This is a genomic window from Roseateles sp. P4_D2, from assembly GCF_056401875.1.
Window position 1 is genome coordinate 177,386 of sequence record NZ_JBFUIM010000009.1, and the last position, 14,418, is coordinate 191,803.

Genomic DNA, 14,418 nt, shown 5'->3' on the forward strand with positions numbered 1-14,418 from the left:
TGCATCGCCGCATCGGACTGGGCCAGCGCCGCCAGAGTGCGTGCCGTCGAGACGGATTCGCAAAGCAGGGCGAAGAGCGTCTATGGCTGCAATCGATCACGCCCAGCCTGTTGCGGGGCGGTCAGCCCACCGGCAGGGCCGTCTCGTACTTGACCTCGCGCAGCACGACGTTGCTGCGTACGCTGCTCACGCCCGGCAGCTTGAAGATGTGCTGCTGCAGGAAGAGGTCATAGGCCTTCATGTCGGCCGCAACAACCTTGATGACGTAGTCGGCCTCGCCGGTGATGGCATGGCATTCGATGATCTCGCGTCGCGTGCCCACCAGGCGTTCGAACTGCTCCACCGCGCCTTCGCTGTGCCGCACCAGGCTGACATTGGCCAGCACGAGGATGGACAGGCCGATCTTCTCGCGGTCCACCAGCACGACCTGGCCGCGGATGACGCCGCGCTCCTCCATCTCCTTGACGCGCCGCCACACCGGCGTGGCCGACAGGCCCACCTTCTCGGCCAGGGCCTGAGTCGACAGGCGCGCGTCAAGCTGCAACGCCTCAAGGATCTGCAGGCTGGCCCGGTCGAACTCGTTTGTTTCCATGTCAGTGGTGCCCGGCCGCCCGAAGCCACTGACGCGCCCCCTCGGGGGGCAGCCAGCAACGCGGGCGTGGGGGCGTTTCGTTAAATAGCCTCTTTGGAGAAGAATCATCTCATTCGGCCCGCCGCAACCCGGCATTGAGGCAAGTTCTTCCGGCGTATGGAGGGAAGAATTTCCCGCCTTAGGAGATCCGATGTCCGACACCTCTGTCACGCCCAGCCTGCGCCCCTACCAGCTCAGCGACAACCTCGCCGCCAACAGCGGCGCCGTCTTCCTGACCGGCACGCAGGCCCTGGTGCGGCTGCTGCTCGCGCAGAAAGCCCAGGACGAGCGCGCCGGGCTGAAGACGGCCGGCTTCGTCTCCGGCTACCGCGGCTCGCCGCTGGGCATGGTGGACCAGCAGCTGTGGAAGGCCAAGAAGTTCCTCGAGAAGGCCCACATCGAGTTCCTGCCCGCCATCAACGAAGACTTGGCCGCGACGGCCTGCCTGGGCGTGCAGCGGGTGGCGCTGGATGCGCAGCGCACCGTCGATGGCGTGTTTGCGATGTGGTACGGCAAGGGCCCGGGCGTGGACCGCTCGGGCGATGCGCTCAAGCACGGCAACGTCTACGGCACGAGCACGCAGGGCGGCGTGCTGGTCGTCTGCGGTGACGACCATGGCTGCGTCTCCAGCAGCACGCCGCACCAGAGCGACCAGGCGCTGCAGGCCTGGAGCATGCCGCTGGTGCACCCGGCCAATGTGGCCGAGTACCTGGAGTTCGGCCTGTATGGCTGGGCGCTGTCGCGCTTCTCGGGCGCCTGGGTGGGCTTCAAGGCGATCTCCGAGGTTGTCGAGAGCGGCATGACGGTAGACCTGGACGCCGTGCCGCTGGACTTCGAGCATGCCGTCGACTACACGGCGCCGACCAATCTGCATATCCGCTCGGTGGACCTGCCCTCGCTGGAGCTGGAGTCGCGCCTGGCGCACAAGATCGAAGCGGTGAAGGCCTTCGCCAAGGTCAACAGCATCGACAAGCACATCGTCACCAGCCCGGCGGCTACTTTGGGCATCGTGACGGTGGGCAAGGCGCACTACGACTTCATGGAGGTACTGCGGCGCCTGGACCTCGACCCCAACGCCCTGGCCGCGGCCGGCGTGCGCGTCTACAAGGTGGGCCTGGTCTTCCCGCTGGAGCCGACCCGCATCACCGAGTTCTGTTCCAACCTGACCGACGTGCTGGTCATCGAGGAGAAGGGCCCGGTCGTCGAACGCCAGATCAAGGAGCTGCTCTACCACCTGCCCGACTTCCAGCGCCCGCGCGTCGTCGGCAAGACGGACGAGCATGGCTGCGCGGTGCTGAGCGCCCTGGGCGAACTGCGCCCCAGCCGCATCATGGGCACGGTGGCCGACTGGCTGGCGCGGCTGAACCCGGCGCTGGACCGCCGCCACCTGGTCGTCGACTTCCTGACACCGCAACTGCTGAGCAACGCCGCCGACGCGGTGCGCCGCCAGCCCTATTTCTGCTCGGGCTGCCCGCACAACACATCCACCAAACTGCCCGAGGGTTCGCGGGCGCTGGCTGGCATCGGCTGCCACTTCATGGCCAGCTGGATGGAGCGCGGCACCTCCGGCCTGATCCAGATGGGCGCCGAGGGCGTGGACTGGGCGGCGCAATCGCGCTTCACCAAGGAGAAGCACGTCTTCCAGAACCTGGGCGATGGCACCTACTACCACTCGGGCTATCTGGCCATCCGCCAGGCCATCGCGGCCAAGACCAACATCACCTACAAGATCCTCTACAACGACGCCGTCGCGATGACCGGTGGCCAGCCGGTGGACGGCCAGACCAGCGTGCCGCAGATCGCGCGCCAGGTGGAGGCCGAGGGGGTCAAGCGCCTCGTGGTCGTGTCCGACGAGATCGGCAAATACGACGGCCACCACGGCCTGTTCCCGGCCGGCACGAGCTTCCATGACCGCAGCGAGCTGGATGCCGTGCAGCGCGAGCTGCGCGAGATCGAAGGCGTGACGGTACTGATCTACGACCAGACCTGCGCCGCCGAGAAGCGCCGTCGCCGCAAGAAGAAGGAATTCCCGGACCCGCCGCGCCGCATCTTCATCAACGAGGCCGTCTGCGAGGGCTGCGGCGACTGCGGGGTCGCATCGAACTGCCTGTCCGTGGTGCCGGTGGAGACCGACTGGGGCCGCAAGCGCGCCATCGAGCAGAGCAGCTGCAACAAGGACTTCTCCTGCGTGAACGGCTTCTGCCCGAGCTTCGTGTCGGTGCACGAACCGGTGCTGAAGAAGAAGGCCGGCGGCAGCTACACGGCGCAAGACCTGGCGCGCGAGCTTGCCGCCATCACTCCGCCCGCACCCTGGCAGTGGACGGGCCCGTTTGATCTGCTGGTCACGGGCGTCGGCGGCACGGGCGTCGTCACCGTCGGCGCGCTGGTCTCCATGGCCGCCCACCTCGAGGGAAAACAGGCCTCGGTGCTGGACTTCATGGGCTTTGCGCAGAAGGGTGGCGCGGTGCTGAGCTTCGTGCGCGTGGCACCAACGCTGGACCTGCTGAACCAGGTGCGTATCGACACCCAGCAGGCCGACGTGCTGCTGGCCTGCGACATGGTGGTGGGCGCCTCGCCCGATGCGCTGGGCACGGTGAAGGCCGGTCGCACCGTCATCCTGGCCAACACGCATGAACTGCCCACGGCCGGCTTTGTGCGCAACCCGGATGCATCGCTGCAGGGCGACTCGCTGATCGCCAAGATGAAGTTCGCCGTCGGTGAGCACGGCGAGCTCAGCACCATCGATGCGCAGGACATCTCGCAGCGCCTGATGGGCGACACGCTGCCCAGCAACATCATCATGCTGGGCGCCTGCTGGCAGCGCGGCCTCATTCCCGTCAGCGAGGCGGCGCTGATGCGCGCCATCGAGCTGAACGGTGTCGCGGCCGAAGCCAACAAGACCGCCTTTGCGCTCGGCCGCTTGGCCATCGCTGCACCGGACGCTATTCCGAGGCTGGCCGGCGACGTCAACGTGGTGAAGCTCTTCAACTTCGACCAGCTCGACGGCCCTGACGGCCTGATCGAGCGGCGCGCCCAGTTCCTGACCGACTACCAGGATGCGGCCTACGCCCAGCGCTACCGCGCCCTGGTCGAGCGCGTGCGCGCCGCCGAGTCTGCACTCGGCAAGGGCCAGCGCCTGACCCAGGCCGTGGCCCGCTACTACGCCAAGCTGCTGGCCATCAAGGACGAGTACGAAGTGGCGCGCCTGTACACCGACGGCCGCTTCGAGAAGGCGATGAAGGACCAGTTCGAGAACTGGGAGCGCCTGTCCTTCCACCTCGCCCCGCCGCTGATCTCCAGGCCCGGCGCCGACGGCCGTGCGAAGAAGATCGAGATGGGTTCGTGGACCTTCACCGCCTTCAAGTGGCTGGCGAAGCTGAAAGGCCTGCGCGGCGGCGTGCTGGACATCTTCGGCAAGACCGAGGAGCGCCGCATGGAGCGCCAGCTCATCACCGACTACGAGAAGCTGGTCGACGAGATCCTCGCTTCACTGACGGCCAACAACCTGAACACCGCCGTCGAACTGGCCCGCCTGCCCGAGAAGATCCGCGGCTATGGGCATGTCAAGCATGCCAACGTCATTGCGGTGAAGAAGCAATGGCAGGCACTGCTGGATCGCTTCCATGGCCGCACGGTCGAGGTTGCGGCGCAGCCGGTGGCGATGCCTGTGCGGGTCAAAGGCGTGGCGGAGCTGTAGCCCTCAGCGCTCCCAGACTCCCGCGCGCCTCAGCGTGTCCGCGGCGTCGAGGTCCAGCGCCCAGTTGCCCAGGCGCTTGTCGACGCGCTGCGCGGTGGCCGGGCGCACGCCAGGCAGCGGCGCACCCTCCAGGAAGGCGCCGAGGCACTCGCCGATGTAGTCGAGCCCGAGGTGGCCCAGCGTGGCCGCGCTGCCGGTGAAGCGGCCATTGATCTCGAAGGCCAGCAGCCGACCGTCCGGCGTGCGGCCCAACTGCACGTTGAAGGGGCCGCACCAGCCCAGGTCGGCCAAGGCTGCGCCGAAGGCCTGAAGCATGGGGCGCAGTTCGCCGTCCAGGGCCAGCGCCTCGACCCGCTCCGTGCGGCCGAGCCTGACTTGCGTGTGCCGCGTCGCGAACGGCGCCAGCAATCGGCCCGAGGGCGCCACGCAGCCGTCCAGGCTGAGCTTCTCCACCCCGGGCAAGGACCAGTCCAGCGGCACACCGCCCTCGCGCAGCCGCTGCCAGGCCGCCAGCTCGGGCCGTGCGCCCAGCCAGGGTTGAAAACAGTAGTCCGGCCAGGCCAGCGCGGCGCGCAGTTCGCTCTGCCCGGTGGCCAGCACGACGCCGCGCGACGCGTTGCCGCGGCGCGGCTTGGCAACCAGCGGCCAGCCCCATCCAGACGCCAGCCCCGACACGGCGGCCCAACCGTCCTGATCGCACAGCGTCGGTGCGAAGGGCAGGCCGCGTGCCGTCGCGAAGGCGGCAGTCGCCCGCTTGTCGCGCAGCACCTGCGCACTCGCTGCGCTGCCCACCATGCAGCGCACCCCGGGGTTGCGCTCGGCCCATCCGGCTAGGAAGACAACGTCGTCGTCGCGACCGGGCAGGATGAGGTCGGGTGCCTCCTGCGCCACGATGGCTTCGAAGCGGGCCAGGAAGCCGGCGTTGTTGAGCTCGGGAGTGAGGTGAACGCGGTCGCACAGGAAGTTGCTGACCGCGTCGGCCTGTGAGTTGAAGCCGACCACCTCGACACCCTCGCGCCGCCCAGCCAGCCCTTCGAGCAGGTTCTGCCCCACCAGGCTGCCGACGCTGGCGACCAGCAGGCGCGGCCTCTCATGCATGGCCGGCTGGTTCTTGCATCAGGGTAGGCACGACATGCGTGGCGAGGGCGCACCGCAGCTGATCGAGGTCTGCTTCGGTCAGGAAGCCATGCCAGGGCAGGCCGAGGCTGCGCCCGGCCAGGGCGGCCGTGACCGGCAGATCGCCAACGACCGGGCAGGCCGCGAAGGCCGGCTGCGCCGGCAGCGGCGGGCAATACCAGCGGCGCGTCTCGATGCCCTCGCGGGCCAGGGCTGCGGCCACCGGCGCCGCGGGAACGGGCAGCATCAACACCAGGTTGGCCGGCAGCGCGTCGCCGGCATCGAAGCCCGTCTGCCGCCCCACGCCGGGCAAGCCGTCCAGCAGCGCGCTGTAGGCCGGCCACCGCGCCCGGCGCCGCTCGCGCAGCGCGCCACGGCGTGCCCACTGGCACAGGGCCACGGCAGCCGCGTACTCTGACATCTTGGCGTTGCCCGCCACGGCGGCGGCCCGCCCGCCCTCGAACCCGAAGTTGGACAGCCGAGCCACACGCTCGGCCAGGGCGGCGTCGCGCGTGGCGATGAGCCCACCCTCGCCGATGCCGAACGGTTTGGTCGCATGCAAGCTGAAGGCGGCGCAGGCCCGATGCCCGACGGCCTGGTTGCCGAAGGCCGCCGCGGCATCCATCAACACCGGGACGCCCGTGTCCTCGGAAAAGGCATCCCACGCGGCCGCATCCAACGGCCGGCCGAAGGTGGCCACGGGCATCACCAGCGCCAGGCGGCGGTGGCGTGCGACCTCGCGCGCGAGCACCGGGCTGAGCTGCCAACTGCCCTCGGCGACGTCGGCGAACAGCACCCGCAGCCCCTGGCGCAGTGCAGCGGCTGCGGTGGCGGGAAAGGTGAAGGCGGGCATCAGCACCTCGCCGCCCCGCGGCAGGTCCAGCGCCGCCATCGCCAGTTCGAGGGCGGCGGTGCCACTGCTCGCCGTGCGCACATGCAGGTCCGACCGCACCGGCACGATCGACGCGACCGGCCAGTGCGCCGCGAGCGTCGCTTCCAGCTCCCGCACCAGCGGGCCGAAGTTGCTGTACTGGCGTGCGGCGTCGATGCGGCGCAGCCAGGGCATCAGCGCGTCCGCGCAGGGCAGGTCGGGAATCAGCAGCCGCATGCTCATGGCGCCGGCGCCGGGACAAGGCCGGGCACCTCGTCGTGCCCGATCTCGAAGTGCTCGGCCGGCAGGCCTGCACACCAGCGCTGCCACATGCGGCGAACGGCTCGCTCCAGGCCCCGCGCGACCGTGGCCGGCCGGCGCAGCGGCGTGGCCTGCCAGCGATCCCGCAGGCCCGCACGCAAGGCCGCCAGTGCCGGCAGGTCGCCGGCCCGGGCGGCAGCGATGGCGACGAACTCTTCGACGTCGCGCGCCACCCAGTCCTCCAACCCGATGCGGCCCAGCACGCCGGCCGACTGGCAATGCGCCCGCCCGGGGCCGCGCAACGTCACGACCGGCACGCCCATCGCGAGCGCATAGTTGGTCGTCGTGCCGCCACCGTAGGGCCAGCTGTCGAGCACAAGGTCCACCTCGCCGTGCAGGGCCAGGTAGTCGGCCAGCGCCACGGGCGACCGGAACTGCAGCCGCGCCGCGGCAATGCCCTGCCGCGCGAACTCAGCCTCCAGGCGCTGCGCCTGCGCCTGCGCGGCGACGTAGCCGATCAGCAGGCGCGCATCCGGCACGGCGTGCAACACGCGGGCCCAGCCAGCGACGACCTCCGGGCCGATCTTGCGCACCGCGTTGAAGCTGCCGAAGCAGACCCGCCCCGCCGCCAGCGCCGGCAGCGGACCGACCTCCGGCAGCCGAACCAGCGGCGTGAACGTGCCCGAGCAGGGGATGCGCGCGAACTTCTCGACGTAGAAGTGCTCGTACAGGCCCGGCGGCGCATTGAAACGGTCGCACAGCGCGTAGTCCATGGCACGCAGGCCGGTCGTGTTGGGATAGCCGATCCACGTCACCTGCAGCGGCGCGGGCTTCATCGCAAAGCTCGGCAACCGGTGGCCGGCCGTGTGGCCCGACAGGTCAAACAGCACGTCGATCGCGTCGGCATGGATGCGGGCCGCCAGCGCCTCGTCGCCGAGGTCCCGCACGTCGCGCCAGACCTGGGCCAGCGGGCGCAGCCGCTCGGTGACTGCATCGCGCTTCGCACCGCCCGCGTAGACCCAGACTTCGATCTGCGTCCGGTCCAGCGCCGCCCAGACCGGCTCGATGAAGCCGGCCACGGGATGATCGTAGAGATCGCCCGAGACGAAGCCCACGCGCAGCCGCCGCGCCGGGTCGCACGGCTGCGCGAAGGCGAAGCCGGCAGCCGGCACCGCGGCCTCGGCGCGCCGGCCGTATTCGACATGCGCGGCGAAGCTCTGCTCGGGCGCCAGGCTGCCATCGAGCGTGCCGTAGTACAGCCGGTTGCTGAACAGGGACAGGTCGCGAGGAAACTCATCGCGGCTCGCGCTGCAGTAGGCCGCAGCCTCGGCCGGGTCACCCCGGTGCGCAGCGTGCCAGGCCAGCAGGCGGCGCGCTTCCACGTTCTCGGGATCGAGTTCGAGGACGCGGCGATAGCTGGCCGGTCCGTCGGCTTCCTGCCCGGTGACCGTCAGGAAGCGGGCCAGGTTCAATTGAAACTCCACCGACTGCGGCGCCAAAGTCACCGCGCGCCGGCTGGCATCGATGGCTTCGGACATGCGCTGCGAAGCCGCCAGCGCGACGGCCAGGTTGTTGTGACGCGCCGCCTCCTGCGGTTCGTCACGCACCGCACGGCGCGCCAGGCTCAACGCCTGCGGCAGGTCGCCTGCTTCCATCGCCGCGGCAAAAGCCTGCCAGGCCATCGTCCCGGCCGCCGTTCCGAGAATGCGCAGGTTGTCTCGGATTTCGGCATCGCCCGGCGCCAACTCGGCCGCACGGCGCAGCGCCGCCAGCGCGTCGCGATGCTGGCCAAGCTGCATATGGCCCAGGCCGAGCAACTGCCAGAGCTTGCTGTCGGAGGGCCGGTTGCGCAGCGCGGCCTGGGCGCAGTCGACGGCCAGGGCATGCTCACCGAAGTTCAGGAGCCGGATCAGCTCGATGTTGGACGCGATCGATTTGTGCCTTACCGCCATACCCGCCATTTGCGTCTGCCGTCACACCGGCTCGGCCCAACCCAGCTCCGCCATGTCCGCCACACGATGCTTGTCATCGCCCAGCATGATGAAGTCATCCAGCTGCGGCGGCTTCACCGCCGTGCCGGCCAGCATCGCATGCACCTGCCCCCGATGGTGGGTCTGGTGCATGAAGAGGTGCGCCAGCACCCGCCCCACCGGCTCGCGCGGCCCGTTCTCGATACCGGCGCCGCGGTCGAAGGCGACGATGCGCTCCTCGTCGCCCGGCTGCAAGCCTGAGCAGAACGCCACCAGCTTCTCGTCGCTTTCGTCCTGCCGCGCCGCCAGCTCGGCCGCCGTCTGCGCCGGCACATAACTGGCCCAGATGTGGCGCATGGCTGCGTCACCCTGCAGGGCGGCAAGGTAGTAATGGTCCACATTGAGGATGTGATTGGCCGTCAGCGCCAGGCTGGGGAAGAAGCTGGTGCGCGGGGCGTGGAAATCGGCATCGGACAGCGCTGCCAGCGCACCCAGCAGGCGGCGGTTGGCGAGGCGGTTGGCGCGGGCCTGAATGAGGAAGATATTCATGGCTGGCATTGTGCTCGGGCGGCCCCGCCATGGGGCTGACGGCGCGGACCGGACATGCTTCAATCGCCACGCAGGCAGCATGCCGCGCCACAAAAGAGTCAAGGCTTGCGCATCGGAGACGGCTATACCGGGTCAGAGAAGGTCAGCACGGCTGCATGGGTGGCGGCCGCGGCCGTGCTGTCCATCGGCCTGGCTTTGACAGCGGGCGCCGTCATCTGGCAGCAGCAGCGCGCCGGCGCCGAGGCGCGCGGCCTGCAGGAACGCCAGGTTGAGCGGCTGCAGGCCGATGTCGTGAAGCGGCTGACCATGCCGGTCTATGGCCTCAAGGGCGCCCGCGGCGCGCTGGCGGCGCTGGAGGGCAAGTTCAGCCGCGCGGCCTTTGACGCCTATGTCGAGTCGCGCGACTTGCCCCGCGAGTTCCCCGGCGTGCGTGGTTTCGGCTTCATCGAGAGGGTGGCGCGCCGCGACCTGGCCGCCTTCGTCGCGGCCCGCCAGCGCGAGGGGGGCACCGAATTCCGCGTGCATGGCTCGGGCCAGGACCCGACGCTCTACGTCGTCACGCAGATTTCGCCGTTCTCGCACAACTTCTCGGCCTGGGGCATCGACTCCGGCGCTAACCCGGTGCGCCGCCAGGCCATCGAACAGGCCATCGACAGCGGCGAGGCGACTCTTTCCGGCCCCGTGCGCCTGGTGCAGGACCCTCTGAAGGGCACCGGTTTCCTGCTGCTCGTGCCGGTCTATCTGCAGGGCCATGACCCCGGCACGCCGGCCGAACGCCGCGCCGCGCTGCTCGGCCTGCTGTATGCCCCGCTGGTGGCGGGCGACCTGCTGCGCGGCGTGGCAGAGCCGGCGTCGTCGCTGCTGGACCTGAAGTTGTCCGTCCGGACCACCGACGCCGAGTTTCAGCCCCTGCTGGCGACGCGCGCGGGCCAGGCGCTGGCACCGGCCGAGGCGGCCGATTACGAGCTGAGTGACGCGCCGACGGCCGATTCGTTGCGCTTCACGGTCGCCGGCCGCGAGTTCATGCTCGATACGGCGCTGACCCGCGAGGCGTCCATGCGGCTGCTGGGCCTGTCGGGCCTGGGCCTGGAACTGGGCGGTGCGCTGCTGAGCCTGCTGCTGGCCGTGACGGTCTATCTGCTGGCCGCCGGCCGCACACGCGCCGAGGAGATGGCGCGCGGCATGACCGCCGACCTGGCGCGCCTGGCCATGGTGGCCAGCCACACGACCAATGCCGTCTTGATCACCGACACGGATCGCCGCATCAACTGGGTCAACGACGGTTTCACGCGGCTCAGCGGCTTCACCAGTGCGGAGGCCGTGGGCAAGCGGCCGAGCGACCTGCTGCATTCCGAGCTGACCAACGAGGACACGGTGCACGGCATGCGCGAGGCCATGAGCGTTGGACTGGGCTGCAAGGTCGAGCTGATACGCCGCGCCAAGGACGGCCGCGACTACTGGGTGGACGTCGAGGTCCAGCCCCTGCACGACGCCGAGGGCGCGCTGACGGGCTTCATGGTCATCGAGTCCGACATCACGGCCCGCAAGCAGCTCCAGGCCCAGGCCGACGAGGCGCGCCAGAGCCTGCAGGACCTCTACGACAACGCGCCCTGTGCCTATTACGCGCTGGACGAGAACGGGCGCTTCCTGCAGATCAACGCCCTGGGCCTGAGCTGGCTGGGCTGCACGGCCGAAGAGCTGATCGGCCAGGCCAGCCCGGCGGACTTCTTCGATGCCGAGGGCCGCCTGCTGTTCAGCCAGGCCTTCCCCCGCTTTATGCGCGAAGGGCGCATCTCGGAGCTGGAGTTCAGCGTCAAGGGCCGCCAGGGCGAAGCCCGCCGCGTCAGCCTGTCGGCCACGGCCGTCTACGACGCCAACGGCAACTACCTGCGCAGCCGCTCCGTGATGTTCGACATCAGCGAGACCCATCGCATCCGCCAGCAGTTGCACCAGTTGACGCTGGACCAGGAGGCCATGCTGGAGAGCGATCTGGTCGGCATCGTCAAGCTGCGAGACCGCGTGACCGTCTGGCGCAATCAGGCGCTGGAGCGCATGTTCGGCTACGCCGAGGGCGAACTCCTCGGTGCGCCGGTGCGCCAGCTCTACGTCGACGACACCGCTTACGAGACCCTGGGTGCGCTGGCCTATCCACAGCTCAAGGCCGGCGGTCGCTTTCGCACCCAGCTGCAGATGCGGCGCAAGGACGGCTCGTTGATCTGGGTGGACCTGGCCGGCGTCGAGCTGCCCGCCGTATCCAGCGAACGGGGTGGCGAGTCGCTGTGGATGATGGTCGACATCACGCAGAGCAAGGCCCACGAGGCGCGCATGGAGCGCGCGGCCCTGCACGACGCATTGACCGGCCTGCCCAACCGCCTGCTGCTGGGCGACCGGCTCAAGCAGGCCATTGCCGCCGCCGAGCGCAGCGGCCATGTCTTTGCGCTGGCTTATCTCGACCTGAACGGCTTCAAGCAGATCAATGACAGCCATGGCCACGACGCCGGCGACGAAGTGCTCAAGGCCGTGGCCGCCCGCCTGCACACCGGCCTGCGCGCCAGCGACACGGTGGCCCGCCTGGGTGGCGACGAATTCGTCGTGCTGCTGACGCCGACCCTGGTGCCGGCCGACGCCGAACCGGTGCTGAACCGGCTGCTGGACGCTCTGTCCCAGCCGATCACGCTGGGCTCGGGCGAGCAGGTGGCCGTGGGCAGCAGCCTGGGCCTGGCCCACTTCCCGGTGGATGGCCAGACGGCGGATGCGCTGATGCGCTTCGCCGACGAGGCCATGTTCGCCAACAAACGCGCCGGCCGCGCCCGCGCACGCACAAGTTAGCAAACGTTTCCGCCGGGATGTATTCACGCCCGGCGGGCACTGTGCGCCGATCGGTTGTAACAGCCTCCCCAGGCTTGGGGCATGATTCGCGCCCATGCTGACCCGCCGCCAAGCCCATCTCGCCCTGGCCAGCCTCGCGCTGCCGGCCACATCCGCTCGCGCCCAGGAACGCCGCGCCATCGTGCTCGGCCAGTCCGTGCCGCTGACCGGTCCCGCCGCCCAGCTCGGCCTGCAGATGCAGCTCGGCGCCAAGGCCTATTTCGATGCCGTCAACACCAGCGGCGGCGTGGGCGGCCTGCCCATCGTGCTGAAGACGCTGGACGACGGCTACGAGCCCGCGCGCTGCAAGGCCAACACCGAGAAGTTCATCCAGGAGGATGTCTTCGCCTTGTTCGGCTATGTGGGCACGCCCACATCGGTGGCGGCGCTGCCGCTGGCGACGGCCGCCAAGATTCCCTTCATCGCCCCCTTCACCGGCGCCGAGGCGCTGCGCGACCCGTTCAACAAGCTGGTTTTCCACATCCGCGCGTCCTACTACGACGAGACCGAGCTGATCGTCAAACAGCTGACCCAGCTCGACCTGAAGAAGATCGCCGTCTTCCACCAGAACGACGCCTATGGCCAGGCCGGTCTGAAGGGCGTGCTTCGCGCGCTGGAAAAACGTGGCCTGCAGCCGGTGGCCGTTGCGACGGTGGAGCGCAACAGTGTCGACGTGGCTGCGGCCATCAAGACCCTCGTGCCGGCACAGGCCGAGGCGATCGTGCAGATCAGCGCGTACAAGAGCTGCGCCGCCTTCATCCGCGAGGCCCGCAAGGCAGGCTATTTCGGCCAGTTCTACAACGTGTCCTTCGTCGGCACGCAGGCCCTGGCCGATGAGCTCGGCAAGGACGCCGCCGGCATCGTCGTCTCGCAGGTCATGCCGTCGCCCTTCGGCACCGCGGTCGGCCTCGTCAACGACTACCAGCAGGCCCTGCGCAAGCTCGACGCCAAGGCCGAGCCCAACTACACGAGCATGGAAGGCTATGTCGCGGCGCGCGTCATCGTCGATGCCCTGCGCCGTTTGGGCGGCCGGCCCACCCGCGAAGCACTGATCGCCGCGCTGGAGACCTTGTCCGGCTACGAGTCACGCGGCTATCACCTGAACTTCTCGCCCACCAAGCACACCGGCTCCAGCTTCGTGGAGCTGTCGATGCTCACGGGCGACGGAAAAGTGAAACGTTGACCCCTCTGCGGGCCGAGCGCCGGGCCGCTCCCTAGCCGGCCCGCGCTGGCGATGTGCTTGCGGCTCGATGCCGCAAGCATCGCCGTCCCCTCGGGGGACCGACCAGGCTTGGCCGCGTCCAGCGGGGCAAGACTGGGCGAGGGGCACCAAGATTCAACCGCGATCGTCCTTGGGGGAGTCCATGACGATGTAGCTGGTGATCATGCTGACCTGGGGCAGGCCGCCCAGCACGTCGGCATGGAAGCGCTTGTAGGCCGGCAGGTCGGCCACCTCCACACGCAGCAGGTACTCGAAGGCACCGGTCACGTTGTGGCACTCGCGCACAACCAGGCAGTCCTTCATCGCCTGCTCGAAGCTCAGCTGCTCGTCCAGCGTGTGGCGCGACAGGCCGATGGCCACGTAGGCCACGAAACCCAGGCCCAGCCGCGCCGGGTCCAGCACGGCGCGGTAGCCCTTGATGACGCCCACTCTCTCCAGCTCTTGCACGCGCCGCAGGCAGGCCGACGGGCTGAGCGCGATGCGCTGGGCCAGCTCGGCATTGGTCATGCGGCCGTCGCGGGCCAGCTCGCGCAAGATCTTGTCGTCGATCGCATCCATGGCCGCAGATGATTGCACATTGGCGAGCCAACGCACTGCACAACGCAAACCCATTCGGTGCCGACCTGCCTAGAGTTGCGCGCCATGGAAACCACCCTCAGCACCCTGGCCGCCCTCACCGGCTTCGCCTTCGTCATGTCCATCACGCCCGGACCCAACAACCTGATGCTGCTGGCCTCGGGCACCAACTTCGGCTGGCGGCGCAGCCTGCCGCATCTGCTGGGCATCAGCTTCGGCTTCGGCGTCATGCTGGTGCTCGTCGGCCTGGGGCTGGGCGAGGTGTTCACGCGCTACCCCGGCCTGCATGAGGTGCTGAAGTGGGCAAGCCTGGCCTATCTGCTCTACCTCGCGGTCAAGATCGCCAGCGCCGCGCCACCGACCGCTCAAGGCGGCGGCCAGGGCCGACCCCTGGGCTTTGGCGCTGCGGCGCTGTTCCAGGTCGTCAACCCCAAGGCCTGGGCCATGGCGCTGACGGCCGTGACGGCCTATGGCGAACTCGGCATCGCGGCGCTGACAGCCGTCTTCGTCCTCGTCAACCTGCCCTGCTGCGGCTCATGGGCCCTGCTGGGCGAGCAGATGCGCCGCTGGTTGCACCGGCCGCGCGCGCTGCAGGCCTTCAACTGGGGTGCCGCGGCGCTGATGGTGGTGTCGGTGCTGCCGCTGCTGCGGAGCTGA

10 protein-coding genes are annotated in these 14,418 nt (G+C 69.4%); 4 read left to right on the forward strand and 6 right to left on the reverse strand.

The annotated features are described in order from the left end of the window. Positions 1 to 121 precede the first annotated feature (121 nt). Complete coding sequence (locus tag AC1DW0_RS17765) at positions 122 to 592, reverse strand: Lrp/AsnC family transcriptional regulator (RefSeq protein ID WP_056202791.1); 471 nt, start codon at positions 590 to 592, stop codon at positions 122 to 124. A 190-nt stretch (positions 593 to 782) separates the two neighbouring features. Here AC1DW0_RS17765 and AC1DW0_RS17770 point away from each other — a divergent pair, with 190 nt between their 5' ends. Further along, positions 783 to 4,328 carry an indolepyruvate ferredoxin oxidoreductase family protein gene (locus AC1DW0_RS17770; protein ID WP_477947140.1) on the forward strand — a complete coding sequence of 1,182 codons (3,546 nt, stop codon included), beginning with the start codon at positions 783 to 785 and terminating at the stop codon, positions 4,326 to 4,328. Positions 4,329 to 4,331: 3 nt separating this feature from the next. Here the strand turns inward: AC1DW0_RS17770 and AC1DW0_RS17775 are convergent, their stop codons facing one another. The 4 genes from AC1DW0_RS17775 to AC1DW0_RS17790 are packed head-to-tail and all read right to left on the reverse strand — an operon-like array spanning position 4,332 to position 9,095. Further along, complete coding sequence (locus AC1DW0_RS17775; protein ID WP_477947142.1) at positions 4,332 to 5,426, reverse strand: ATP-grasp domain-containing protein; 1,095 nt, start codon at positions 5,424 to 5,426, stop codon at positions 4,332 to 4,334. After that, positions 5,419 to 6,558: a DegT/DnrJ/EryC1/StrS family aminotransferase gene (locus AC1DW0_RS17780; protein WP_477947144.1), complete on the reverse strand. Its 1,140-nt coding sequence runs from the start codon at positions 6,556 to 6,558 to the stop codon at positions 5,419 to 5,421. Before AC1DW0_RS17780 ends, AC1DW0_RS17775 begins: the two co-directional genes overlap by 8 nt. Continuing rightward, the gene (locus AC1DW0_RS17785) at positions 6,555 to 8,528 is read right to left on the reverse strand and encodes an O-linked N-acetylglucosamine transferase, SPINDLY family protein (protein WP_477947146.1); all 1,974 of its coding nucleotides are present in this window, start codon (positions 8,526 to 8,528) and stop codon (positions 6,555 to 6,557) included. Before AC1DW0_RS17785 ends, AC1DW0_RS17780 begins: the two co-directional genes overlap by 4 nt. A 21-nt stretch (positions 8,529 to 8,549) precedes the next feature. Further along, positions 8,550 to 9,095, reverse strand: a complete 546-nt coding sequence (locus AC1DW0_RS17790; RefSeq protein WP_200955325.1) for a DinB family protein — start codon at positions 9,093 to 9,095, stop codon at positions 8,550 to 8,552. A 105-nt stretch (positions 9,096 to 9,200) separates the two neighbouring features. Here AC1DW0_RS17790 and AC1DW0_RS17795 point away from each other — a divergent pair, with 105 nt between their 5' ends. Further along, positions 9,201 to 11,924 (forward strand): sensor domain-containing diguanylate cyclase, encoded by a 2,724-nt coding sequence (locus tag AC1DW0_RS17795; RefSeq protein WP_056202772.1) that lies wholly within the window; start codon positions 9,201 to 9,203, stop codon positions 11,922 to 11,924. Between the two features lie 94 nt (positions 11,925 to 12,018). Then, positions 12,019 to 13,146, forward strand: coding sequence for an ABC transporter substrate-binding protein (locus tag AC1DW0_RS17800; RefSeq protein WP_056202770.1), 1,128 nt, complete (start codon positions 12,019 to 12,021; stop codon positions 13,144 to 13,146). A gap of 153 nt (positions 13,147 to 13,299) precedes the next feature. Here AC1DW0_RS17800 and AC1DW0_RS17805 read toward each other — a convergent pair whose 3' ends face one another. After that, on the reverse strand, positions 13,300 to 13,743 hold the full coding sequence (locus tag AC1DW0_RS17805; protein ID WP_056202768.1) for an Lrp/AsnC family transcriptional regulator: 444 nt from the start codon (positions 13,741 to 13,743) through the stop codon (positions 13,300 to 13,302). 84 nt (positions 13,744 to 13,827) lie between these two features. Here AC1DW0_RS17805 and AC1DW0_RS17810 point away from each other — a divergent pair, with 84 nt between their 5' ends. Then, positions 13,828 to 14,418 carry a LysE family translocator gene (locus tag AC1DW0_RS17810; protein WP_056202766.1) on the forward strand — a complete coding sequence of 197 codons (591 nt, stop codon included), beginning with the start codon at positions 13,828 to 13,830 and terminating at the stop codon, positions 14,416 to 14,418.